This window comes from Clostridium sp. AF36-4, assembly GCF_003435975.1.
Lineage (GTDB): Bacteria > Bacillota > Clostridia > Lachnospirales > Lachnospiraceae > Eubacterium_F.
Window position 1 is genome coordinate 1 of sequence record NZ_QTVH01000026.1, and the last position, 25,035, is coordinate 25,035.

The window sequence follows — 25,035 nt, forward strand, 5'->3', positions numbered from 1 at the left end:
ATCAATTTGGAAATTCCATTGGATGATGGCAGTGAATTAGACCATTTACTGCGCTACATAAAAGAAACAACGGAAGAAAATGAAGATGCATGTTTTGGACACATTATAAAAAGTGTGAAAGAGTGCAGGGAAGGAGACGATGAGATTATGAAATACTATAGTTCACATGAATTTTTTGAGGAAGGAAAAAAAGAAGGCTTAGAGGAAGGAAGGGAAGAAGGAATAGAACAAGGAGAAAAAAGAACACAGAATAGCATTATCAAAAAGATGCTGTCTATGGGGCAGCCATTAGAATTTATCAGCGAGTGTACCGACAAACCGGTAGAATATATCCGTGAGATAGCGACTGAGGAACCAATGCTTGTGAGAGAAGAGAATACCTATGGTAGATATAATAAAAAAAAGAGTGTGGAGTGATGGGAGACAATTGTTCGCGCCGGTTTCTACGGAATTACAGAAAACAAAAAACATTTATCACAACCCAAATCACCAACAAACCTTGACTTTTTATCAAAATTCTCGTATGATATTGAAAGAAATGTAGTGCAGGAGAGGAGTACACAGGTGGCACTGACAGAGAAGGAAATTCATTGGCTGTAAGATTTCCCCGGAAAAAACTTGTGGAAGGTAGCTCTGAAACAGCGGTTCTGAATGTGGCAGATACGGCCAGTAGGAACTGACGGCTTGTCCCGTTATAGACAAAATGAGGAACATGGCAGTTATGCTGTGTTTGAAAAAAGGTGGTACCACGGCTGTTAGGTCGTCCTTTATGATGCCGTGGACAATGAGGATTTTGATGACTTGTCGAAAACGGCAGGTCTTTTTTGATGTTGGTTGGCAGATGCCCCTGGCATCTAGTTTGATGAATGGAGGTTATGAAACAGAATGAAAAAGGAACTGGAAAAGACATATAATCCGGCGGATATCGAAGACCGGTTATATGCAAAATGGGTAAACAAAAAATATTTTCATGCAGAAGTTAATGCAAACAAAAAACCTTATACGATTGTGATTCCACCACCGAATATTACCGGTCAGCTTCACATGGGACATGCGCTTGATAATACGCTGCAGGATATCATTATTCGTTCTAAACGTATGCAGGGATATGAAACTTTGTGGATGCCTGGAACAGACCACGCATCAATTGCAACCGAAGCCAAAATTGTTGAGGCAATGAAAGAAGAAGGACTCACAAAAGACGATATTGGCAGAGAAAAGTTTTTGGAGCGTGCATGGGCATGGAAAGATAAATTCGGCGGACGAATTGTATCGCAGCTTAAGAAAATGGGCTCTTCCTGTGATTGGGACAGAGAGCGTTTTACGATGGATGAGGGCTGTAATAAAGCAGTCAAGGAAGTTTTTGTAAATCTTTATAATAAAGGTTTGATTTACCGCGGGGAGCGAATCATCAACTGGTGTCCACACTGCCTGACTTCAATTTCTGATGCGGAAGTAGAGTATGAAGACCAGAAAGGACATTTTTGGCATCTGCGCTATGCGTTTGCGGATGGAAGCGGTTATATCAATTTGGCTACAACACGTCCGGAGACACTTCTTGGTGATACAGCAGTAGCCGTGAATCCGAATGATGAGCGGTATAAAGATTTGGTTGGAAAAAAACTGATTCTGCCTCTGGTACACCGTGAAATTCCGTTGATTGCTGATGATTATGTAGATATGGAATTTGGTACCGGTGTCGTAAAAATCACGCCGGCACATGACCCAAATGACTTTGAGGTTGGACTGCGTCATGACCTGCCGATTATTAATGTGATGACAGACGATGCTAAAATCGTGGATGAATATGAGAAGTATGCGGGCATGGATCGATATGAAGCAAGAAAAGCCATCGTAGAAGATTTGGAAAAAGAGGGCGCTCTTGTAAAAATTGAGGACCACGATCATAACGTAGGAACTTGTTACCGTTGTGGAACAACAGTAGAGCCGCGTGTATCCAAACAGTGGTTTGTAAAAATGAAACCACTTGCCGGTCCGGCGATTGATGCAGTAAAAGAAGGAAAAACAAAATTTGTTCCGGAGCATTTTAATAAAACGTATTTCCACTGGCTTGAGAATATCCGCGACTGGTGTATTTCCCGTCAGCTCTGGTGGGGACATCAGATTCCGGCATTTTACTGTGATGACTGCGGTGAATTGGTAGTAACCAAAGAAAATAGTGCAGTATGTCCGAAATGTGGCAAGCCGATGCGTCAGGATCCGGATACACTGGATACGTGGTTTAGTTCAGCCCTTTGGCCATTCTCAACACTTGGATGGCCGGATAAGACGGAGGAGATGGATTATTTCTATCCGACGAACACATTGGTAACCGGTTACGATATCATTCCGTTCTGGGTTATGCGAATGATGTTCAGCGGACTTGAGCATACAGGACAAGTTCCGTTTGATACGGTGCTGATTCATGGACTTGTGCGCGATTCCCAAGGTAGAAAAATGAGTAAATCACTTGGCAACGGAATTGACCCACTTGAAGTGATTGATAAATATGGTGCCGATGCGCTGCGTCTGACGCTGGTAACCGGAAATGCACCGGGAAATGATATGCGTTTTTATTGGGAGCGTGTTGAGGCGAGCCGTAATTTTGCCAATAAAGTATGGAATGCTTCCCGTTTCATTATGATGAATTTTGACCAGAATGAAGATGTCGATTATGAAAATGTAACCGCAGATGAGCTGACTCAGGCAGATAAGTGGATTCTTTCCAAGGTGAATACACTTGCCAAGGATGTTACTGTATTGATGGATTCCTTTGACTTGGGAATTGCCGTTCAGAAAATTTATGATTTTATTTGGGAAGAATTCTGCGACTGGTATATTGAAATGGTAAAACCACGTTTGTACAACGATTCGGATGAAACAAAAGCAGCAGCTTTGTACACATTGAAAACCGTTTTAATTGATGCACTGAAATTACTGCATCCGTATATGCCGTTTATCACAGAGGAAATTTATTGTACACTTATGGGTGATGAAGAAATTTCCATCATGGTAAGTGAATGGCCAAAGTATAAAGAGAGCCGTAACTTTGCTGAGGATGAGGCAAAAGTTGAGCGAATTAAGGAAGCAGTAAAAGGCATCCGAAACATCCGCGGTGAGATGAATGTGCCACCAAGCAAAAAAGCATCGGTTATCGTTGTTTCAGAAAAAGAAGAAGTGCTAAAAATCTTCGAGGAAAATAAAGTATTTTTTGCAACGCTTGGTCTTGCCAGTGATGTGACACTGCAGTCAACGAAAGAAAATATTGGCGAGGATGCGGTTTCTGTTGTTATTGCGGATGGAACTATCTATATTCCGTTTGCAGAATTGGTTGACATTGACAAAGAAATTGAGCGTTTGAAGAAAGAAGAAAAGAAACTTACCGGCGAAATCAAACGCTGTGAAGGTATGCTTGGCAATCCGAATTTCGTAAACAAAGCACCGGAGAAAAAGATTGCTGAGGAAAGAGAAAAATTAGAGAAATATAAGGGAATGATGGAACAGGTTAAGGAGCGTTTGGCGCATTTTACAAAACCGTGACGTAATTTGTGAAGGAAACTTATGTTTTGTCGAAGGATTCTCGTATTTCCTACTTGCTTTTTTTACTCAAAATAGGTATTATGAATACCAAAGGGAATGAGTGACAGTGAAAGAGCAAATAGGAGGTACGAGAATGCTTAATTTTGAGGAAGAACTTGAAAAATTTCAGCCGAGCATGGACATCGAGAAAGTCGAAGATGTTGTTTATCATAATAATTTAGCAGATGTGACAGATATTGTAAAAGAGTTGATACAGGATGCTAAAGGAACATTGTGATGAAAAACAGGAAGGGGTTATCAAAGATGAGATGTCCAAGATGCGACGCTAATGTGAGCGACACAGCGACACTCTGCACATTTTGCGGTCAGAATCTTTCGGTGATTCATTATATTCGCAGAGTATCCAATACTTATTATAATCTGGGATTGGAAAAGGCGAAAGTGCGTGACTTATCAGGTGCGATTGTTGTTTTGAAAAAAAGTTTAGAGTTTAATAAGAAAAATACCAACGCAAGAAATCTCCTTGGGTTGATTTATTATGAGATGGGTGAGACCGTAGCAGCTTTGAGCGAGTGGGTGTTGAGTAAATACCTGCAGGCCGATGACAATGCAGCGGATTACTATATTAATACGATTCAGAAGAATCAGACGGCACTGGATGCGACAAATCAAACGATTAAAAAGTATAATTCTGCATTGGCGGCAGCACAGGCAGGAAATGATGATTTGGCAATTATCCAATTAAAAAAAGTAGTGAGTCTGAATCCGCATTTTGTGCGTGCACAGCAGCTGCTTGCATTATTGTATATTCATGACAAAGACTATCATAAAGCAGCAAAATGCTTAAACCGCGCCAGGCGAATTGACTTTAATAATACGACAACACTGCGCTATATGCAGGAAGTTGGTGACTTAGCTGCTTCCTCAGAGAAAGAGTTAGTGAAAAAGCCGTCAAAGAAAGACCCTCTTTCGAATGTAACCCCGGTGGGTACTTACAAGGAAGAAAAGCGGTCGTTAATGCCGGTTATCTATGTGATTATCGGTGCCATTGTCGGACTTGCCGTAGCGTTTGTTCTGCTTTGGCCGACGATGAAAAACAGCGGAAGTGGAGAAGGCTCACATATTTCAGATACAAATGACCAGTTAGCCGTGCAATCTTCCCAGATTTCCGGATTGAAGAAAGAGAAGGAACTTTTGCAGGAGCAGGTTGACAAGCTGCAAAAACAGATAAAGGATGCGGATTCGTCTGCACAGAAACAAACGGCAAGTTATGAAAAGTTATTGACAGGAGTCAAGGCTTATCTTGCGGATGATAAGATTCAGGCAGCAATTGCCGTGGCGGACTGCAAAAAATCCGATTTTGGAAGCAGTGAAGCAAAAGAAATTTACACAACCATTCATACCGTGACGGATGCACAGATTCAAGCCCTTTTAAATGAAGGAAAGCGTACGGCGTATACGTCTTATGATGGAGCGATTGCAATTTACCGCAATGTGCTGAAACTGAAACCAAAACATCAGGATGCGATGTACCAGATTGGTTATTGTTATCAGAAAAAGCAGGATAACAAAAAAGCAAAGAAGTGGTATCGAAAAGCAATTAAGGTAGATCCAAACAGCGCAATTGCGAATAAGGCAAATAACTATTTGCAGCAGATTGAGCAGCAAGGTACACAAGGACAATAAGAATAAAAGAACGAATGAGAAGACCTATAGAAGAAAATTTCTATGGGTCTTTTTCGAATGACTAAAAAAGGAAGGAAAGAAAAAAATGGAGCAATTTTCAATGGAGCGAACGGGCTCTCAGCTTGTGTTACACATTTGCGAGGAATTGGATCATCATACAGCAGGACAAATCAGCAAAGTAGTGGATTTACAAATAGAGAAGGGAAATGTCAGGACATTAATATTTGACTTTTCGGGTATAACATTTATGGACAGCTCAGGAATTGGCATGGTAATGGGAAGACATCGAAAAATGAATTTTTTAGGAGGAAGAACTTTTGTGACCGGAATTGGAGATAACGTTGACCGTATTTTCAGAATGTCGGGGCTTTATCGGATTATTCCCAAATATCAGGAAAGGACGGAAGTTTTATAATGGAAAAATCGGAGATTATGTTTGAATTTGACAGTAATTCGGAAAATGAAAGTCTGGCGCGGACGGTTGTTGCCGCATTTTTAGCAAGGCTTGACCCGACCTTAGAAGAACTTGGTGATGTCAAGACAGCAGTTTCCGAGGCGGTTACAAATGCCATCATTCACGGATATGATGGCAAGCCGGGGAAGGTTAAGATACATAGCTGGATTGAGGAAAATACCATATGGATTGAAGTGGCGGACCAAGGTGTTGGAATCGGTGACGTAAATCGTGCCATGGAACCGTTGTTTACGACCAGACCGGAAATGGAACGTTCCGGAATGGGCTTTGCTTTCATGGAAGCTTTCATGGATGAGCTGCATGTGGAGTCACAGGTGGGGCAGGGAACAACGATTCGTATGAAGAAAAAAATTTATAGTTCATTTATTTTGTCATAAGGGAGTCTGCCAATGGAAACCATAGAACTGATTAAACGTTCACGAGCAGGGGATAAATTGGCAAGAGAACAAGTGATTAAGGCGAATATGCCGTTGGTATACAGTATCGTGAAGCGATTTGCGGGAAGAGGATATGATGCCGAAGATTTGAGCCAGATTGGTGCAATTGGTTTGATTAAAGCAGTCGATAATTTCAATGTGAATTTTGAAGTGAAATTTTCTACTTATGCAGTGCCGGTAATTAGTGGTGAAATCAAACGATTTTTACGCGATGATGGAATGGTCAAAGTCAGCCGGACATTAAAGGAAAATGGAATACGGATTAAGCGTGCAGCTGAAATGTTGGCCATTCGACTGGGGCGTGATGCGACGTTAGAGGAACTAAGCGCAGCAACAGAATTGGCAAGAGAAGATATCGTAATGGCACTTGAAGCCAGCAGCGAAGTGGAGTCTCTGCATAAAACGGTATTTCAAAAAGAAGGAAGCGAAATTCTTCTTATGGACAAAATTCCATCGAAAAAAAATGAATCGGAGCATATTGTTAATCAAATCTTGTTAGAGCAGCTTTTGGGTGAGCTTGGCGAGAAAGAGAGAAAATTGATTGAACTACGCTATTTTGAAGATAAAACACAAACACAGACCGCAAAACTTTTGGATATGAGTCAGGTACAGGTCAGTCGTTTGGAAAAGAAAATTATTGGCTCGATGAGGAAACATTTTGTATGTCGCAGTCATGAATAAAAATATAGAAAATGGCAATGGTAATACCGAAAGGAAGTGTTTGTATGAAAAAAGCAGGTATTTGTACCATTGTCATTCTTGTATTTGCGGCATTGGCGGTCTGGATTTACCGCTCGGGTAATCACGATGAGAAAACACCGGTACAAGGAAAGGGAACATTGGTGAAGGAGTATAAAGAATGGAAGAGATACTATATGTAAAAATCGCGCAGAATATCCCGGTTGCAAAGCGTCAGGTTACATTTCATGATCTGGCAACTTTACATTGTACGAATAAAAAAGTTGTACAGGAATTAAATCAAATGGTATTTTATACGCTGCCCGCTCATGGCCCGCAAAAAACGATGTTCACGATTGCGAAAGTATATGAGGTGATTCATCAGAAATATCCGAATTTAAAAATTGAAAATTTGGGCGAACGTGATTTTGTTATTGATTATGAAAAGCCGGATGAAAAGGAGAAACAGAAAAAGTGGGAATATGTACGGACTATTTTTGTTTCTTTTATCGTTTTTATGGGAGCAGCTTTTACCATTATGACATTTAACGAGGATGTCAGTGTTGCGGATGTCTTTGACAAAGTATACCGTCTGGTGCTGGGGCAGGAAAAACAAGGCGGTTCCATCATTGAGATTTTTTATGCGATTGGCCTGCCGGTGGGAATCCTCGTTTTTTATAACCATTTCCGCAGGAAAAAAATTAAGGATGACCCGACACCGATTCAGGTTGAAATGCACACATATGAGGAGCAGGTAAACAAAACACTGATTGCGGCAGCATCAAGGGAGGGAAAAACGATTGACAGTGATTCAGTATAGCGTTCTCATTCTGATTGGTTTGGCGAGCGGTTTTGCTGTCGCATCGGGAATATTTGCATTTATTACGATGCTTGGCATTATACCGAGACTGGCGGCAAGGACGAAAACGGCAAATCATGTGGTGTGGTATGAAACGATGATTATAGCGGGCGGTGCATTGGGAAATATTTGGATTGTGTTTGAAATTCCGATGCCGCTGACTTCGATTTTTTTGGCGGTTTATGGGCTTTTTGCAGGTGTATATGTCGGATGTCTGGTAATGGCACTGGCAGAAATGCTGCGTGTAATTCCCATTTTAGTGAACCGTCTGCAAATTAAAGAAGCGTTTTATCTTATTCCGCTTGCAATTGCAATTGGGAAAATAACAGGAACTTTATTTCAATATTTTTATCAAGGCTAAAGGAGCAGAAAATGAATCAGGATAATATCGACATTCAAGAGGTTTTACAGGAAAAGGAACAGAAAAAGAAGGATGAAAAGTATAATGCTTATGTAAAAAATCACACGCCGAAAAAGAGCTGGTGCATTAATTTACTGAAAGCATATGCGATTGGAGGATTTATTTGTGTCGTAGGACAGGCTCTTTCGAATGCTTATATGAGTTTGGGGATGGAAAAAGAAACAGCGGGATTATATACGACATTATCGCTGATTTTTCTCAGTGTGCTGTTTACCGGTTTGAATTTATATCAGAAGCTTGCCAATTTTGCAGGTGCAGGAACGATTGTACCGATTACCGGATTTGCCAATTCAGTAGCCGCACCGGCAATTGAATTTAAGGAAGAAGGATGGGTATTTGGCGTTGGATGTAAAATTTTCACGATTGCCGGACCGGTTATTTTGTATGGTGTGTTTTGCAGTTGGGTGCTTGGTGTGATTTATTGGTTTGGAACGATTCTCTGACAGAACAAAGTAAGGGAAAACATTGAAAAAAAATCTCATTTGTGCTATCCTTAATACAGTTGCGCAAGCAGCCAATTTTGATACTATCGGGGGAAATTATTATGTACAAATATGATCCAAAATCGAGTATCGCAGATGAATTTATTAACGATGCAGAAATTTTAGAATCACTGGCATATGCCAGAGAAAATAAGGCAAATAAACAGGTAATTGATGCGATTTTGCAGAAAGCACGCGAGATGAAAGGAATCAGCCACAAAGAGGCGGCGGTTCTTTTGGAATGTGAATTGGAAGAGGAAAATAAGGAAATTGAAAAACTTGCAAAAGAGATTAAAGAGCGGTTTTATGGCAAGCGAATTGTAATGTTTGCGCCACTTTATTTATCTAATTATTGTATTAACAGTTGTGTGTACTGTCCGTATCATGTAAAAAATAAACATATTGCAAGAAAAAAACTGTCGCAGGAAGAAATTAAGCAGGAAGTAATTGCGCTGCAGGATATGGGGCATAAGCGTCTGGCGATAGAAGCGGGCGAAGACCCGGAGAATAATCCGCTTGAGTACATTTTGGAGAGTATTCGTACGATATACAGCATTAAGCACAAAAATGGAGCGATTCGTCGTGTCAATGTAAATATTGCAGCGACTTCTGTTGAAAATTATAAGAAACTCAAAGATGCAGGGATTGGAACTTATATTCTGTTTCAGGAGACTTATAATAAAGAAGCTTACAAAGAACTACATCCGGCAGGGCCAAAAAGTGATTATGCGTACCATACAGAGGCGATGGACCGTGCCATGGAAGCTGGGATTGATGATGTAGGCTGCGGTGTTTTGTTCGGTCTGGATAAATACCGATATGAATTGGTTGGGATTATTATGCACGCAGAGCATTTGGAGGCTAAGTTTGGTGTTGGACCGCATACCATCAGTGTGCCTCGTGTCTGCCCGGCTGATGACATTGATCCGGAAGAATTAAATGCCATTCCGGATGAAATCTTTGAGAAGATTGTATCGGTTATCCGCATTGCGGTGCCATATACCGGAATGATTGTTTCAACCCGTGAATCGAAAGCAACGAGAGAAAAAGTATTAGACCTTGGAATCAGCCAGATTAGCGGTGGTTCCCGCACAAGTGTGGGCGGCTACGTTGAGGAAGAGCCGGAAGAAGAGAATTCCGCTCAGTTTGATGTGTCCGATAGAAGAAGTCTGGATGAGGTTGTGAACTGGCTGCTTGGACTTGGATATATTCCGAGTTTCTGTACGGCTTGTTACCGGGAAGGACGAACCGGTGACCGGTTTATGAAATTATTGAAATCGGGGCAGATTGTAAACTGTTGTCAGCCAAATGCTCTGATGACACTTAAGGAGTATTTAGAGGACTATGCTTCTGCGGACACGAAAGAAAAAGGGGAAAAAGTGATTCAGGAGCAGCTGGAAATTATTACAAATCCGGTAGTGAAAGAGAAGGCAAAAGAGTATATTGAAAATATTCATGAAGGCAAAAGAGATTTCCGATTCTAGTGAATCAATCGAAAGGCACTTGGTGTTTTAAGTGCCTTTCGGTCAAAATAAAGGAGGTAGCATTTGTTTTATAGTATATTGGGTAAAGAGAAGTGTGAGGATTCGGAAAAAATCAGTATTTTTACGGATTTTAATTTGAATGTGTGCATTTCTTACATGAACAATTTGGTTAAGGGATACGATTTACAAAAATTGTATGAGAATATTCCAAAAGAATCTGAGACAACAAAGTATCGGAGAAAAATCACCTCAGATATGCAGAATGAGGCAGTTTTCAAGGCGTTTGACAGGTATGCAAAGCAGGTGGCGAGGGCAGTTTCTTATGAGAAAAAAAGCACTTACAGTAATCTGATTTATCAAAAGCAGAAATGGCATTTAGATTCCCTTCTTATTTACATACAGGCAGTCGAACAATTATTGGATGACTTAAAAAGGCAGTCGTCTTATTCGGATGCAATGGAAGAACTTGTTTCCTATCTTTACGAGGTGACAAAAAGTGAAGCATTTGTAAAGGGCAAAGAATTGGTGCAAAATCTGCATCAGTCGATGGAAGAAATGAAAATGATATTTTCCCTTCAAAAAAATAAGGTTGTGTGGGAAGAAAAATCGGAGGGCGAATTTTTTGCAGAGAGAATGGCAAAGGCCTTTGCTGCCGCCAAAAAGCCGGGGCAGGCAGTGAATGTAAACAAGGAAACAGAGCTTACGTTGCTTGAGAGAAATCTAGCGGAGCGGCAGATTAAGAGACAAAACTGGGATGGTATGTTAGAAACACTGTTACGGATTCAGATGGATGAAAAACTGGTGCAGTTAGCGGAAGATGTGCAGTACTATCTTGGTTTTTTCCTGCTTGTGCGGGACATGAAAGGAAGAGGTTATTCATTTTGTATGCCGGAGGAAACGGATAAACTGGAAGTAAAGCAGGGATATGATCTTGCCTTAGCTCTTCGCAGTGAAAAGGAAGTGATTGCAAATGACTGTAATCTGCAAAAAGATGAGCGGTTCTTTGTGATTACGGGAGCCAATGGAGGAGGCAAGACGACCTATGCGCGCATGATTGGACAAATTCTGTATTTTGCAAAAATGGGTCTTTTAGTTCCATGTGAAAAGGCAGGTGTGCCAAATTACACAACGATTTTATCACATTTTTCAAATGACGAATCGGAGATGTCCGGAAAAGGAAAGTTAGTGGAGGAATTAACCCGCTTAAAACCGATGATGCAGGAAAAATGGAGTGGAAGTTTTGTGATTTTGAATGAGCTATTTACGACAGCGGCAACGTGGGATGCCGGTATTATGGGGCAGAAAGTGCTTGATTATTTCATGTCGCATGACTGCTATGGAATTTATGTGACACATATCCAGTCGCTTGCAAAAGAGAGGGGTGGGTTAGTGAGTCTGGTTGCGGAACTGGCAGATGACCATCATACGCGTTCTTTCAAAATAACAAGAAAACCAGCGAGTGAGGCAGAATATGAAGACTCACTGATTACCAAATACAATATGACCGAAAATCAGATGAAGGCGGTGATAGGACATGAAGATTGAATTTTTCGAGGAGACAAATTTTTCGTATCGGAGAAAGCAGGATTTGGAAAAGGACTTAAATCTGCATTGGATTGCTAGAAATATGGCAGGTGACAAAGTAGGTGACATTCCTGCTATTTTGCAAGTTCTTCAGCATCCTCTTACGACGGAAAGTGAGATTGAAAAAAGGCAGCAGGTTGTTATGGCTGCCTGTGAAAACACATCAGTAACATATCGGCTGCGGGACCGGATTGTTACGCTTTCAGAAAATCTGACCCGTGGACTGCATGCGATTTTAGACAGCCGCGGTAAACATTTGATGGAACAGACGATGATTGGTGTGCATGTAGAAACAATTCGGGAATTGGTGCAGGGACTTTCTGAGATTTCGCAAATGGGAGTGAAAAATCCGGAGATTTTCAAAGAGACTGCATTTAACTATTTTTATGACAGTTTTTGTGAGGCAGAGCCGGCCGAAAGATTAGAAGAGCAGCTTGCACTGGTGCAGAATCTGGATGCTTTTAAAGGAAACGGAGAAATTGTGCTGGAGGGAGCAATTGGGGAAGGATTTTCCCTGGAAAATGTGGAAGTTGTTTCCGTATGTGACAAGGCAAAGCGGGCAGGAAGCGGTATTTTCTCAGGAAAGAAGGGGCGCGTAATTGCCAGTGAGGAAGTTTACCAGAGCGGTGTTCAGTTTGCCAACCGGGTTGTCCTTGAATTATTAGAGCAGTGTTCGCCGTTTCTGCAGCAGTGGGAGGAGATTTTACAGACGCTGTCAAGGCAGATTATCTTTTTGGCGGGCTGTGCGAGAATGTATGAGCGTGGTTTGTCGGCTGGGTTTTATTTTTGTATGCCAAAAGATTGTGAAGAAGAGGCAGAAAAATTATATGAATTGGCACTTGCTTTGCAGAGTATGGAGCAGCCAATTCCAAATACTGTGAGTCTGAAAGAACAACGGGCCCTTATCGTGACGGGAGCTAACCAAGGCGGAAAATCAACCTTTTTGCGCAGTCTTGGTATTGCGCAGGTGCTTTGTCAGGCGGGGATGTACGTGCCGGCAAAGAAATATCCGCTTTATGCGTATGAGGATATTTTCACGCATTTTACCAGACGCGAAGATGCAACGATGAACATGGGTAAATTTGAAGAAGAGTTAAAGCGTATGGAGCAGATTTTACGTGGGGCAAAGAAAAATACGCTGATTCTTTTGAATGAATCGTTTGCGACTACAACAGAAGTGACGGCTTACCAGATTGCAATGGATTTAATGCATACTTGTCTTTCGGAGGCGGTAACGGTATGGATGGTGACTCATATTACGAAATTTGCAAAAGAATTGTATGGGGAACACCCTGAGAATGTATTGTTTTTGTCGGCGGGCAGAACGGAAGAAAATGAAATTCGTTTTCAAATGTATGAAAAAGTGCCAGGCGACACAAGTTATGGCCTGACACTTTATGAACAAATGATTGGGAAAATAAATTAGCCCTGATATAAGTTTCTCTTATCAATGACGCGGACTGCTTTTCCTTCACTGCGTGCAATGGTTTTCGGCTCTACTAAAGTAACTTCAGCTAAAATACCAAGCATGGCTTTCAGACCGGATACTAATTTTTTGCGAGCCAGATCGCGGTTGAAGGAAGCGTCAGCTGCCATGACCGGAGTCATTTCTACCTGAACTTCAATATTATCACTGTTTTTAGCACGGGTAACGATAATCTGATAATTTGCCGGGAATCCCTGATTGATTAATACCGTTTCAATCTGTGAAGGGAATACATTGACACCTTTTACAATCAGCATATCATCACTTCGTCCCATTGGTTTTGTCATTTTTACATGAGTACGTCCGCAGGAACATTTCTCGCGGCTTAATATACAGATATCACGTGTACGGTAGCGGAGAAGCGGAAATGCTTCTTTTGTAATACTGGAAAATACTAATTCACCTTTTTCACCGTCCGGAAGAACTTCACCGGTCTCCGGATTGATAATTTCGGCAATAAAGTGGTCCTCATTAATATGCATGCCGCTCTGTGCTTCACACTCAAAAGCAACACCCGGTCCGGAAATTTCGGTCAGACCATAAATGTCATAAGCTTTGATGCCAAGTGACTGCTCGATATCGTGGCGCATTTCTTCTGTCCATGCCTCTGCACCAAAGATGCCGGCTTTCAGTTTAATCTGATCTTTTACACCACGCTCTTCAATGGTCTCTGCCAAATAGGCAGCATAGGATGGTGTACAGCATAAAATAGTTGAACCTAAGTCTGTCATAAACTGAATCTGACGGTCTGTATTACCGGAGGACATCGGAAGTGTCAAACTTCCTAATTTATGAGAACCGCCATTTAATCCAAACCCGCCGGTAAATAAGCCATAGCCATAACTGACATGAACTACATCTTCTTTTGTACCGCCGGCAGCAACAATCGCGCGGGCACAGCAGTCTTCCCATAAATCAAGGTCGTGCTGGGTATAGAAAGCTACAACACGGCGTCCGGTCGTTCCACTTGTTGACTGCATGCGGACACAATCTTTTAAAGGACGTGCCAAAAGTCCATATGGATAAGCATCTCTTAAGTCATCCTTTGTAATAAAAGGAAGTTTATGTAAATCATCAATCGATTTAATATCGCCTGGTTCAAGACCTTTGTTCTGCATGCGTGTGCGGTAGTAAGGAACGTTGTCATAGATGTTTTTTACCTGCTTTACCAAACGCTCACTTTGCCATGCGCGAATCTGGTCTGCGGATGCACATTCAATTTCTTTTTGAAAATAGTTTCCCATTACATTAATCCTCCATTTTGTAAATATCTTTTTCATGTAAGTGCGAATGTCATTTTGTCATTTTGACCTAAGATTCATTTTACATGAATCTATATAAAAAAGCAAGGTGCTCCACGAATGAAGCACCTTTTGTTACAACCCTTTTAACTTATATAACTTTTATTCAAAAATTATTTCATTAACAATCGATTATAACTTTGTTACGTTTGCTGCCTGAGGACCTTTCTCGCCATCGATAACTTCGAATTCTACTTCGTCGCCTTCATCGAGAACTTTGAATCCGTCCATCTGCAGAGCAGAAAAGTGTACGAATACGTCATTTCCTTCTTCATCGGAGATAAATCCGAAACCTTTTTTGGCATTAAACCATTTAACTGTACCTTTCATGTGTTTTGCCTCCTAAAAATATAATTTAACACCCTTTAACAATAGCACATTAGGAAACAAAAGTCAAAGAGTAATTTTGTAGTAAGTTTTTAGCAAAAAGAAGAGTCCAAACCTTTACCGTTCGGGACCGTTCTCACTAAAGGAACACACGCAGCGGCGCCTGAGGGAAAACTACGCCCTCTATGCACCGGCGGTGTTCAAAATCCCTCATGGTAAAGGTTTGGGCTCTTCTTTCTGATAACGAAACTTACTATAAAATGTTGACCTATTGGTATTTGATTGTTTTACTGTTTCGTTGGTTTGCAAGTACCGGCAAGAAGCTTAGGCAACCGAAAGTGTCAAAAAAGGCAAAAAGAGTTGCATGGATTTTGAGAGAGAACAACCAAAAAGAAGATAAGGGCAAAGAGTTGTCGTAGAAGTAGTTTTGATGAGAAGTTGCTAGTGTTTTTAACTTCCGGTGATTCCCCCAAAATAAATCTGCAACGATTGCGCTTCAAATACGTAGGTATCTGGCATGTGTAGTTTACATGCCGATACCCTTACGCATTTTGATAAGCGGGAGCGGCGCAAGAGATGCAGATTTATTTTGGGGGAATTTGGAAAGTGAAAAAACCACTCAAATTTTTGACATTCCCCCGCCAAATGTGATACTGTATAAATATCTGAAAAAAGATAGAAAATAAGAAGAAAAGAATAGATTGGAGAGTCGCGATGAATGTTTCAAATTGCAGCGCATACGAGTTAATTGAAGAAAGCAAAATATCGGATTTAAACAGTACAGGATATTTGCTCCGCCATAAAAAGAGCGGTGCCAGAGTGGCAGTTTTGGAAAATGATGATGAGAATAAAGTGTTTAACATAGGTTTTCGGACACCGCCAAAGGATTCGACCGGAGTTGCTCATATTGTGGAGCATACGGTGTTGTGCGGCTCAGATAAGTTTCCGGTGAAAGACCCGTTTATTGAACTTGCAAAGGGTTCCTTAAACACATTCTTAAATGCGATGACCTACCCGGATAAGACAGTTTACCCGGTGGCAAGCTGTAATGACAAGGATTTTCAAAACCTCATGCATGTGTATCTGGATGCGGTTTTTTATCCGAATATTTATAAAGAAGAAAAAATCTTTCGCCAGGAAGGATGGCACTATGAATTAGAGAGCGTGGATGGAGAACTGATTTACAATGGTGTGGTATTTAATGAGATGAAGGGTGTATTTTCATCAGCGAAACAATTGTTAGACCGTAACATCCAGCAGTCGTTATTCCCGGATACGGCATATGGCGTGGAGTCCGGCGGAGACCCGGCATCAATACCGGATTTGACCTACGAGGATTATCTGGCATTTCATAAAAAATATTATCATCCATCGAATAGTTATCTGTATTTGTATGGAAATATGGATATGGAAGAAAAGTTAAACTGGATTGATGAAAATTATCTGAGCCATTTTGAGAAAATTGAAGTGGATTCCGAGGTGCGGCTGCAAAAGCCATTTGCCGAAAGAAAAGAGGAGTATGGTTTTTATTCGGTGACGGAAGGGGAGGACACCGAAGGAAAGGCATATTTCAGTTATAATACCGTGTGTGGCGACGGACTTGACAGAAATTTGTACCGGGCATTTCCGGTTCTTTCCTATGTATTAGTGCAGTCGATTGGAGCACCGTTAAAACAGGCTTTATTGGACGCGGGCATTGGAAATGACATCAGTTGTTATTATGAAGAGAGTGTCAGACAGCCGTTTTTCTCGATTATTGCGAAAAATGTAAAAATGGAGCAGAAACAGCAGTTTATTACTGTGATTGAGACTGAGTTGAAAAAAATCGTCAAAGAGGGATTGAATCAGCAGTCACTGCTTGCGGCAATCAACGGATATGAATTTCAGTACCGGGAGGCGGATTTTGGAAACTTCCCGAAAGGGCTTATGTATGGACTTCAGATTTTTGACAGCTGGCTGTATGATGAAAATAAACCGTTTATTCATATTCAGGCAAACGATACATTTGCATTTTTGAAAAAGCAGGTTGGCACAGATTATTTTGAAAAAATCATTGAAAAATATCTGCTTAAAAATCCGCATGCGACATTTGTCAGTGTGCAGCCAAAAGTGGGCTTGACTACGCTTATGGAAGAGGAAGAAAAGAAAAAGCTGGAAGACTATATGGAAACTTTGAGCGATGAACAGAAAGAGGCACTCGTGAAAGAAACAGAGGAACTCAAAAAGTATCAGGAGGAGCCGACTCCTTCGGAGGATTTAAAATGCATTCCGCTTCTCACGAGAGAGGATATGAAGAAAGAAGCGCAGCCATTTAAAAATGAAATGAAAGAAATGGTGGGAGTTCCGGTTTTGCATCATGATATTTTTACGAATGGCATTGAGTATTTTCGCTGCTTTTTCGATGTCAAAGATTTGGAAGAGTATACACCGTATTTGTCTCTTTTGAGCGAATTAATTTCGGCTATGGATACGGAAAAGTATACGAAACTGGAACTTAGTAATGAGATTCTTTTGCATGCCGGCGGTATTTCGACAGATTTGGTTGTGTACGCAAACCGTCATAATGACGATTACCGGTATTTATGGGAGATTAGTGGAAAAGCATTAACCGGAGAGACGGAAAAGGTGTTTGACCTTTTGGCGGAAATGCTTACCAATACAAAGCTTTTCGATGAAAAACGACTGTATGAGATTATTGCGGAGAGCCGCTCGATTAAGCAGTCATCGCTTTTGTCGGCAGGACACACAACAGCGGTTGGCCGTGCGATGGCATATATGAAAAAGAACGCATATCTTACGGAATATATCCGAGGAATTGCCTACTATGACTTTTTGTGCGATTTGGAAGAGCATTTTGATGAGAGAAAGGAGAATTTGATTTCTGTTTTACAGGCATTGGCAAAGAAGGTTTTTGTAAAGGAGCGTCTGTCTGTCGATTTAACTTCTGGCAAAGAAGGCTTAAAACCGCTTGAAAATGGACTTTCACGGTTGATTGACCGGTTGCCGGATTCTGCGGAGGAAAAACTTCTAAAACCGGAATATTCGATGAAACCGATTGTAGGAAATGAGGGATTTAAGACGGCTGGAAAAGTGCAATATGTGGCACGGGTCGGAAATTCTTCGGAAAAAGGAATTGCTTACAACGGTGTCAATAAGGTATTAAAAACAATTCTTGGATATGATTACTTGTGGAATGAAGTCCGTGTCAAAGGCGGCGCCTATGGTGTTATGTGTGCTTTTACAGATTTGGGAAATGGGTATATGGTATCGTACCGCGACCCGAACCTTGCAGAAACAAATGAAGTATTTGAAAAGGTACCGGCTTATCTGGAAGCTTTTGATGCTGATGAGCGCGATATGATGAAATATATTATTGGTACGGTTAGTGAGTTAGATACGCCATTAACACCGAGAGCCGAGGGACGGCGTTCGAGTCAGGCATGGCTTACCGACATTACCTTTGAGCAGATTCAAAAAGAGAGAGATGAGGTGCTTTCGGCAGACTGTGAACAGGTTCGCGAGGCTGCAAAAATGGTTTCCACGGTACTTAGTGATGGATATATTTGTGCAATCGGAAGCGAAGGAAAAGTGGAAGATGCAAAAGAGTTGTTTAATGAAATACGTGTTTTGAATTAGAAAGAAAATGGAGGATAAGATGGGACAGGAATTTAAATCAGGTTTTGTTACGTTAGTGGGCAGACCAAATGTGGGAAAATCTACGTTGATGAATCAAATGATTGGTCAGAAAATAGCGATTACTTCAAATAAACCGCAGACTACGAGAAACCGGATTCAGACGGTGTATCATGATGAGCGCGGACAGATCGTTTTTTTGGACACGCCGGGTATTCACAAGGCAAAAAATAAGCTTGGTGAATATATGGTAGGTGTGGCAGAAAAAACATTTTCAGAAGTTGACCTTGTGCTCTGGCTTGTTGAGGCAACAACATTTATCGGCAGAGGCGAGCGCTATATTGCAGAGGAGTTAAAACAGTCCAAAGCGCCGGTTATTCTTGTAATGAATAAAATTGATACGATTAAGAAAGACGAATTGTTAGAATGTATTGCTGCCTATAAAGATATGATGGAATTTGCAGAAATTATACCGGTTTCTGCGTGGACGGGCGAAAATGTCGATGAACTTATTACGACCATGTTTTCTTATCTGGAAGAGGGACCGGCATTTTACGATGAGGATACGATTACGGACCAGCCGGTGCGCCAGATTGTGGCGGAATTGATTCGCGAAAAAGCACTTCGTCTGCTTTCGGATGAAATTCCACACGGAATTGCTGTTGCCATTGACCAGATGAAAAACAGGCCGGGAAAAAGAAATTTGATTGACATTGATGCTACTATTATCTGCGAGAGAAGTTCCCATAAGGGAATTATCATCGGAAAACAGGGCAGTATGCTCAAACGAATTGGAACCGATGCCAGAAGGGAAATTGAAGAATTTTTGCAGGCAAAGGTAAATCTGAAACTTTGGGTTAAGGTGAAAAAAGACTGGCGTGACAGTGATTTTCTTCTTAAGAATTTTGGCTATAAAGAAAAAGACTGATTACCAATATGTGTTAGCATAGCCGGTTTGGAATCGGGATATCCTATTGCTAGGGTGTAAAGCAATTTACATCCGGACAAAAGTATAAAAGCCGCAAAAGGACTGCGGCGAGGAGGAACGCAATGGGAAATGAAGCAAACTGGAATACATTTACACAGACGGGGAAAGTGTCTGATTATCTGGCGTATGTGAGGGAAGAAAAAGGAAGAAACGGATGGGAAAATGCAGCAAAGGAAGAGAGGGGAACACGTGAAAGAGAGAGTGACAGGAATGGTGCTTTCGGCAGCTACCATTGGTGAATACGACAAACGTGTTGTCCTTTTGACGAAAGAGCGGGGGCGCATCTCCGCCTTCGCCAGAGGGGCAAGGCGCCCCAGAAGTCCGCTGTCTGCTGCAACGGAACCGTTTACCTTTGGGGAGTTTTTTATTTATAGAGGACGGGATTCTTATAGCATAGAGCAGGTTGAGGTGGAAAATTATTTCCCGGAATTAAGGCAGAATCTGGAGCATTTATATCTGGCACTTTATTTTTGCGAGGTGGCAGATTATTTTACGAGGGAAGGAATGACAGCGAAGCATGAATTGAATCTTTTGTATTTGTCGCTGCGGGCGTTATCGGTGCCTTCTCTGCCGGAAGAACTGGTGCGTTACATATATGAATTCCGGATGTTAGCGATTGCCGGGGAGGCACCGCGTATTTTTGAGTGCATAAGGTGTGGAAAAACGGAAAATCTGCACCATTTTTATGTGGGGGATGCGGGCATTGTCTGCGATGAATGCCACGACGGAAAGACCGGTATTTTGTTGTCGGAAACTGCTATTTACACTTTGCAGAGGATTCTCTCCTCGCCGCTTCAAAAATTGTATACTTTTTCTGTCAGCGAGGCAGTGCTTGTCCAGTTAAAAGAAGTTGTTTCACGATATTTTAAGGTGCACACAGACCGTACATTTCACTCGCTGGATATGTTAGATATGGGATTTTAAGTCTTTATTTTTACCACTTACAAACGAAATAGAACCACTTACGGAAAATGGGTTTACAATCCATTTTCTTTTGCTATAATGGCATTACACACGAAGAGGGAGGCGATTATGAAGATTACCATTGAGTTGGATGAGAATCTGCCGGATGATGAAATAAGGATTCACTGCCGCCGGATGACTGAGGAACTGCAAAAAATTCAAGAGGCATTTGCATCCGGTCATACGGAGACAAAACGGCTGGTTCTTTATCAGGGAGATTTGGAGTGTTATGTGGATGTTTTGGATATTTTGTTTTTTGAAACCGAAGGAACAATAGTTCAGGTTCACACAAGAGATGAAATATATGAGACGAAACAGCGGCTCTACGAATTGGAGGAGATTCTTCCAAATCAATTTCTGCGTGTTTCCAAATCGACGATTGCCAATGTGTCGGAAATTTATTCGCTGCAAAAGAGTAATCTGTCGACAACGAGCTGTGCGGCATTTCGAAATTCCCATAAGCAGATTTTTGTATCCAGACATTACAGCAGAGTATTAAAAGAAAAATTAGTAGAAATGAGGATGAGATGATGAAAAAAAATTATTTTTGGGGCGTATTTTTAATCTTGGCGGGTGCCTATCTGGTTGTGAGCCAGCTTGGATACCTTCCGGCAGTAGGCGTATTTTCACTGTTGTTTACCGTTGTATGCATCGCCGTGATTGTGGCGAGTATCCCACATGTTCACTTTGGCGGAATTTTATTTCCACTTGCTTTTATCGCAATTATCTACGATAAACCGCTTGGAATCACGGCAATCACACCGTGGACAGTTTTACTGGCAGCCCTTCTATTGACGATTGGACTACACCTGATCTTTGGACGTTTTCGGAAAAAAATATTCCATCGCGGGCACTCTAAAAAAAGAGATGAATGGGACGAAGTGAAGGGTGAAAAACTCAATGGTGACGAACTGGATATTTCGTCAACTTTTGGCAGTGTCATCCGCTACATCACATCGGAAGATTTTCGCTATGCGGAAATAGATGCCAGTTTTGCAGGGGTTAAGGTGTATCTTGACCAGGCAAGAATCCCATCGGGAAATGCAACAATAAACATTGATTCATCATTTGCCGGTGTCGAACTTTTCGTGCCAAAAGAGTGGCAGATTGTGAACCATGTAGAGAGCAGTTTTGGTGGAATTGATGAAAAAAATAACAGAAACGGCGAAGTCACGGCAACACTCACATTAGAGGGAAGCAATAACTTTGGTGGAATTACGATTTACTATGTGTAAGCAAAAGACCGTAGTTTCGCATGAGGGACCACTTTCGTTAGAGAACACACGTAACGGTGCGCAAGGACAGAATACGTCCTTAGCGCACCGACGGTGTTCAAGTCCCTCATGGCGAAATCTACGGTCTTTTTTGCTCTGCCCGGCCAAGCACCCTCTCCCCATTTGAGAAAATTATTCGCAGGAAATATTCCATGTTGGTCTTTGAGACTTCCGGTAATTCACTAAGAAAAGATTTGCATCGAGTGGGTTTTGAGTGCGTCAGCAGGTGGCACTGGTAGTTTCAGTGCCCCTGCTGTTACGCAACTCAACCAGGCGGGAGCCGTCCCACGAGATGCAAACTTTTCTTAATGAATTATGGAAACCTCAAAAACCACCATATAGAATATCCCCCACAAATTATTTTACTTGCAAAAACATCGCTAAAATAGTACAATATTGAGAGAAAATGAAAGCAATGGAGGAAGACGATGGAAAAGACAATGGACAAAATCGTTGCACTGGCTAAGAGCCGTGGATTTATCTATCCGGGTTCTGAGATTTACGGTGGTTTAGCGAATACATGGGATTATGGAAATCTCGGTGTAGAATTAAAAAATAATGTAAAAAAAGCATGGTGGCAGAAGTTTATTCAGGAGAATAAATACAATGTTGGTGTGGACTGTGCGATTCTTATGAATCCGCAGACATGGGTAGCATCCGGACACCTTGGCGGCTTTTCCGACCCTCTGATGGATTGTAAAGAGTGTCATGAGCGTTTCCGTGCAGACCAGTTGATTGAAGAGTTTGCAGGAGATAATGACATTGAATTAGATGGTTCTGTAGATGGCTGGTCCAATGAGCAGATGGAACAGTTTATCGAAGAACACAAAATTGCATGCCCAAGTTGTGGAAAACACAATTTTACGGAAATTCGTCAGTTTAACCTGATGTTTAAAACATTCCAGGGTGTAACCGAAGATGCAAAAAATACCGTATATCTTCGTCCGGAGACGGCACAGGGTATTTTTGTAAACTTTAAAAATGTACAGCGTACATCACGCAAAAAAATTCCGTTTGGTATTGGACAGATTGGTAAGTCATTCCGTAATGAGATTACGCCGGGTAACTTTACATTCCGTACCCGTGAGTTTGAACAGATGGAACTTGAATTTTTCTGTGAGCCGGGAACGGATTTGGAGTGGTTTAACTACTGGCGTCAGTTCTGTATCGATTGGCTGCAGAGCCTTGGCATCAAAGAAGATGAGATGCGTGCGCGTGACCATTCACCGGAAGAACTTTGCTTCTACAGTAAGGGAACGACAGACCTTGAGTTCTTGTTCCCATTTGGCTGGGGCGAACTTTGGGGAATCGCAGACCGTACAGATTACGATTTGACACAGCATCAGAATACTTCCGGCGAGCCGATGGAATATTTTGATGATGAAAAACGTGAGAAATACATTCCTTATGTAATTGAGCCTTCACTGGGAGCAGACCGTGTAACACTTGCCTTCCTTTGCAGTGCTTATGATGAAGAAAATATTGGAACGGAAGAAAAACCGGATGTTCGTACGGTTCTTCATTTCCATCCGGCATTGGCACCGGTTAAAATTGGTGTGCTGCCATTGTCAAAGAAATTGAATGAGAATGCTGAAAAAGTATTTGAAGAGCTCAGCAAGACTTACAACTGTGAATATGACGACCGTGGTAATATCGGTAAACGCTACCGCCGTCAGGATGAAATCGGTACACCATATTGTGTTACTTATGATTTTGATTCAGAAGAAGATGGTATGGTTACGGTACGTGACCGTGATACTATGGAACAGGAAAGAGTTAAAATTGTAGATTTGAAAGAGTATTTTGCGGATAAATTTACATTTTAGGAGACTTTATGCAGAAACGCGAAGTTACTAAAAAGCAACTGGCTGTCATCATCTTGTTAAGCATCGGGATGCTGGCAGCCGCTGCTTTATTAAATCAGTTTTTCCCGGCCGGGTCAAAGCAGACAAAGGAAACATTAAAACAGACAGCGGTTACGCCGAAGGTGACCGCTTTGCCGTCGTTGTCTCCGACACAAAAACCGACACCGACGCCTGATCCGACCCAAAAAGTAGCAACTTTCTTTCAGGGACCAAAGGCTTATGAGGGGCGCAGAGAGTGGTCCGGTAAATGGGGCAAAGAGTTTTACGATGGTGGCTCCTTTGGTGCTTTTGGATGCGGTTTGTGTTGCATGGCAAATATTTATACGACATTTTCTTCGTATGAAAGTTCACCGGTTGATATGTACCGGTATGCAAAAAAAGTGAGTGGCTATGGCGGTGGTGGTGCTATCGACTGGGGCTATATGAAGGCTACGTTAAAAGAACTTGGTTTTACGTCAGATGTTTTTCGTAAGCCCGGCAAATACGAAGCGTTTCAAAAGTTAGTGAAAGAATCACTGGCATGTATTGTTGTGGTGAGCAGTAATGACAGCGATTGTTACTGGAAAGATACACCGGGGCATTATGTGACATTGTTTTTATATGATGAGAAAAGCGATAAAATTTTTCTCGGGGATTCCGGAGATTTGACGCATAACAGACAGTGGGTACCTTTGAAAAAAGTATATCGTTCTTTGAAAAAATCAAACCCATGGCAGATTTTGCAGGTGACATCGTTTGATAAGTCGAAGGACAATTGGAAACATAAAGGATTTGGAGGAAATGCGATACTTCCGAAAGAATGGAAATAAATACGCAGGCAGGTGATACGCAGTGAATATTGCAATTTGTGATGATGACAAAGGCGTATGCTCTCAGCTTGAGGGGTGGATTGAACAATATAACTATGAAAATGCAACGCGTCTCTATGTTGACGTGTATCATAGTGCGGAGACATTGCAGCAGCAGTTACAGAACGGTCAGTGGTATGACATGCTGTTTCTTGATATTGAACTGCCACAGAAAAATGGAATTGAACTGGGGCAGATGATTCGCAGTGCATGGAAAATGGATTTGATTTATTTGGTTTTTATCTCCGGAAAATCAAATTATTGTATGGATTTATTTGATGTGCATCCATTGAATTTTCATTTAAAACCGTTAAAACACAAGGATGTTGTAAAAGATATTGACCTCGTGCGTGAGCGTGTTAATACGGGAACGCTTGCTTTTCGGTACCGTGAAGATGGTGTTTATAAAAGTGTATGTTTGAAGGATATTGTGTATTTTGTAGGAGCGGGAAAAGGTGTTGAAGTTCATTGTAAGGACGGGAGAGTGGCTTTTGCGGGGAATTCGCTGCAGCAGCTTTGTGACATTTACGAAAAACATGGATTCAGCCGTTGTCATAAGAGTTATCTGATTAACCTGAATTATGTTTCGGAATATTCTATGTCAAAGGTGAAGATGTCAGATGGCAAAGAGATTATAATAGGAAAAAGCCGTAGAAAACAATTTAAAGATGAATTCATTAATCATGAACTGATGGAGGACTGAG

24 protein-coding genes, 1 pseudogene and 1 other annotated feature are annotated in these 25,035 nt (G+C 41.5%); of the genes and pseudogenes, 23 read left to right on the forward strand and 2 right to left on the reverse strand.

Annotated features, from left to right (window positions below; all coding sequences use genetic code 11):
- The 14 genes and pseudogenes from DW005_RS13890 to DW005_RS11495 form a co-directional block, all read left to right on the forward strand.
- Positions 1-417, forward strand: a pseudogene (locus DW005_RS13890) (hypothetical protein); the annotation flags it as partial.
- A gap of 117 nt (positions 418-534) precedes the next feature.
- Positions 535-771, forward strand: a binding site (T-box leader).
- 114 nt (positions 772-885) lie between these two features.
- Entirely contained in the window at positions 886-3,540 is a 2,655-nt protein-coding gene (locus DW005_RS11445; RefSeq protein WP_117479565.1) for a valine--tRNA ligase, read from the forward strand.
- Between the two features lie 133 nt (positions 3,541-3,673).
- Positions 3,674-3,817, forward strand: coding sequence for a hypothetical protein (locus DW005_RS13895; protein ID WP_022376526.1), 144 nt, complete (start codon positions 3,674-3,676; stop codon positions 3,815-3,817).
- A 26-nt stretch (positions 3,818-3,843) separates the two neighbouring features.
- Positions 3,844-5,226, forward strand: coding sequence for a zinc ribbon domain-containing protein (locus DW005_RS11450; RefSeq protein WP_181975041.1), 1,383 nt, complete (start codon positions 3,844-3,846; stop codon positions 5,224-5,226).
- 100 nt (positions 5,227-5,326) lie between these two features.
- The gene (locus DW005_RS11455; protein ID WP_022376524.1) at positions 5,327-5,641 is read left to right on the forward strand and encodes an anti-sigma factor antagonist; all 315 of its coding nucleotides are present in this window, start codon (positions 5,327-5,329) and stop codon (positions 5,639-5,641) included.
- On the forward strand, positions 5,641-6,078 hold the full coding sequence (spoIIAB, locus tag DW005_RS11460; protein ID WP_022376523.1) for an anti-sigma F factor: 438 nt from the start codon (positions 5,641-5,643) through the stop codon (positions 6,076-6,078). The genes DW005_RS11455 and spoIIAB overlap by 1 nt, the downstream gene beginning before the upstream one ends.
- A 12-nt stretch (positions 6,079-6,090) precedes the next feature.
- Positions 6,091-6,819 (forward strand): SigB/SigF/SigG family RNA polymerase sigma factor, encoded by a 729-nt coding sequence (locus DW005_RS11465; protein WP_117479569.1) that lies wholly within the window; start codon positions 6,091-6,093, stop codon positions 6,817-6,819.
- 44 nt (positions 6,820-6,863) lie between these two features.
- Positions 6,864-7,019, forward strand: coding sequence for a hypothetical protein (locus tag DW005_RS13900; protein WP_022376521.1), 156 nt, complete (start codon positions 6,864-6,866; stop codon positions 7,017-7,019).
- Positions 6,998-7,636 carry a stage V sporulation protein AA gene (locus tag DW005_RS11470; RefSeq protein WP_117479571.1) on the forward strand — a complete coding sequence of 213 codons (639 nt, stop codon included), beginning with the start codon at positions 6,998-7,000 and terminating at the stop codon, positions 7,634-7,636. The genes DW005_RS13900 and DW005_RS11470 overlap by 22 nt, the downstream gene beginning before the upstream one ends.
- Positions 7,623-8,036, forward strand: coding sequence for a stage V sporulation protein AB (locus DW005_RS11475; protein WP_242989455.1), 414 nt, complete (start codon positions 7,623-7,625; stop codon positions 8,034-8,036). The genes DW005_RS11470 and DW005_RS11475 overlap by 14 nt, the downstream gene beginning before the upstream one ends.
- Before the next feature lie 11 nt (positions 8,037-8,047).
- Positions 8,048-8,539 (forward strand): stage V sporulation protein AC, encoded by a 492-nt coding sequence (gene spoVAC / locus DW005_RS11480; RefSeq protein ID WP_117479575.1) that lies wholly within the window; start codon positions 8,048-8,050, stop codon positions 8,537-8,539.
- 101 nt (positions 8,540-8,640) lie between these two features.
- Complete coding sequence (hydG, locus tag DW005_RS11485) at positions 8,641-10,062, forward strand: [FeFe] hydrogenase H-cluster radical SAM maturase HydG (RefSeq protein WP_117479576.1); 1,422 nt, start codon at positions 8,641-8,643, stop codon at positions 10,060-10,062.
- Between the two features lie 63 nt (positions 10,063-10,125).
- Entirely contained in the window at positions 10,126-11,607 is a 1,482-nt protein-coding gene (locus tag DW005_RS11490; protein WP_117479578.1) for a hypothetical protein, read from the forward strand.
- A complete protein-coding gene (locus tag DW005_RS11495) occupies positions 11,597-13,072 on the forward strand; it encodes a hypothetical protein (RefSeq protein WP_117479579.1) in 1,476 nt (491 codons plus the stop codon). The genes DW005_RS11490 and DW005_RS11495 overlap by 11 nt, the downstream gene beginning before the upstream one ends.
- Here the strand turns inward: DW005_RS11495 and DW005_RS11500 are convergent.
- The gene (locus DW005_RS11500) at positions 13,069-14,376 is read right to left on the reverse strand and encodes a phenylacetate--CoA ligase (RefSeq protein WP_117479580.1); all 1,308 of its coding nucleotides are present in this window, start codon (positions 14,374-14,376) and stop codon (positions 13,069-13,071) included. The genes DW005_RS11495 and DW005_RS11500 overlap by 4 nt on opposite strands.
- Positions 14,377-14,565: 189 nt before the next feature.
- A complete protein-coding gene (locus DW005_RS11505) occupies positions 14,566-14,763 on the reverse strand; it encodes a cold shock domain-containing protein (RefSeq protein WP_022376511.1) in 198 nt (65 codons plus the stop codon).
- Between the two features lie 711 nt (positions 14,764-15,474).
- Here DW005_RS11505 and DW005_RS11515 point away from each other — a divergent pair.
- From DW005_RS11515 to DW005_RS11550, 9 genes are all read left to right on the forward strand, one after another.
- Positions 15,475-18,396 (forward strand): insulinase family protein, encoded by a 2,922-nt coding sequence (locus DW005_RS11515; RefSeq protein WP_117479584.1) that lies wholly within the window; start codon positions 15,475-15,477, stop codon positions 18,394-18,396.
- Positions 18,397-18,415: 19 nt separating this feature from the next.
- Positions 18,416-19,321: a GTPase Era gene (gene era / locus DW005_RS11520; protein ID WP_022377010.1), complete on the forward strand. Its 906-nt coding sequence runs from the start codon at positions 18,416-18,418 to the stop codon at positions 19,319-19,321.
- A 122-nt stretch (positions 19,322-19,443) separates the two neighbouring features.
- The gene (locus tag DW005_RS13905) at positions 19,444-19,620 is read left to right on the forward strand and encodes a hypothetical protein (protein WP_022377009.1); all 177 of its coding nucleotides are present in this window, start codon (positions 19,444-19,446) and stop codon (positions 19,618-19,620) included.
- Entirely contained in the window at positions 19,571-20,305 is a 735-nt protein-coding gene (gene recO / locus DW005_RS11525; protein ID WP_242989453.1) for a DNA repair protein RecO, read from the forward strand. Before DW005_RS13905 ends, recO begins: the two co-directional genes overlap by 50 nt.
- 108 nt (positions 20,306-20,413) lie before the next feature.
- Positions 20,414-20,875 carry a LytTR family DNA-binding domain-containing protein gene (locus DW005_RS11530; protein WP_117479588.1) on the forward strand — a complete coding sequence of 154 codons (462 nt, stop codon included), beginning with the start codon at positions 20,414-20,416 and terminating at the stop codon, positions 20,873-20,875.
- Positions 20,872-21,579: a LiaF domain-containing protein gene (locus tag DW005_RS11535; RefSeq protein ID WP_117479590.1), complete on the forward strand. Its 708-nt coding sequence runs from the start codon at positions 20,872-20,874 to the stop codon at positions 21,577-21,579. The genes DW005_RS11530 and DW005_RS11535 overlap by 4 nt, the downstream gene beginning before the upstream one ends.
- 467 nt (positions 21,580-22,046) lie before the next feature.
- Positions 22,047-23,444: a glycine--tRNA ligase gene (locus DW005_RS11540; RefSeq protein WP_117479591.1), complete on the forward strand. Its 1,398-nt coding sequence runs from the start codon at positions 22,047-22,049 to the stop codon at positions 23,442-23,444.
- A gap of 8 nt (positions 23,445-23,452) precedes the next feature.
- Positions 23,453-24,292 (forward strand): hypothetical protein, encoded by an 840-nt coding sequence (locus DW005_RS11545; RefSeq protein WP_022376616.1) that lies wholly within the window; start codon positions 23,453-23,455, stop codon positions 24,290-24,292.
- Between the two features lie 22 nt (positions 24,293-24,314).
- The gene (locus DW005_RS11550; protein ID WP_117479594.1) at positions 24,315-25,034 is read left to right on the forward strand and encodes a LytTR family DNA-binding domain-containing protein; all 720 of its coding nucleotides are present in this window, start codon (positions 24,315-24,317) and stop codon (positions 25,032-25,034) included.
- The last annotated feature ends 1 nt before the right edge of the window (position 25,035 follow it).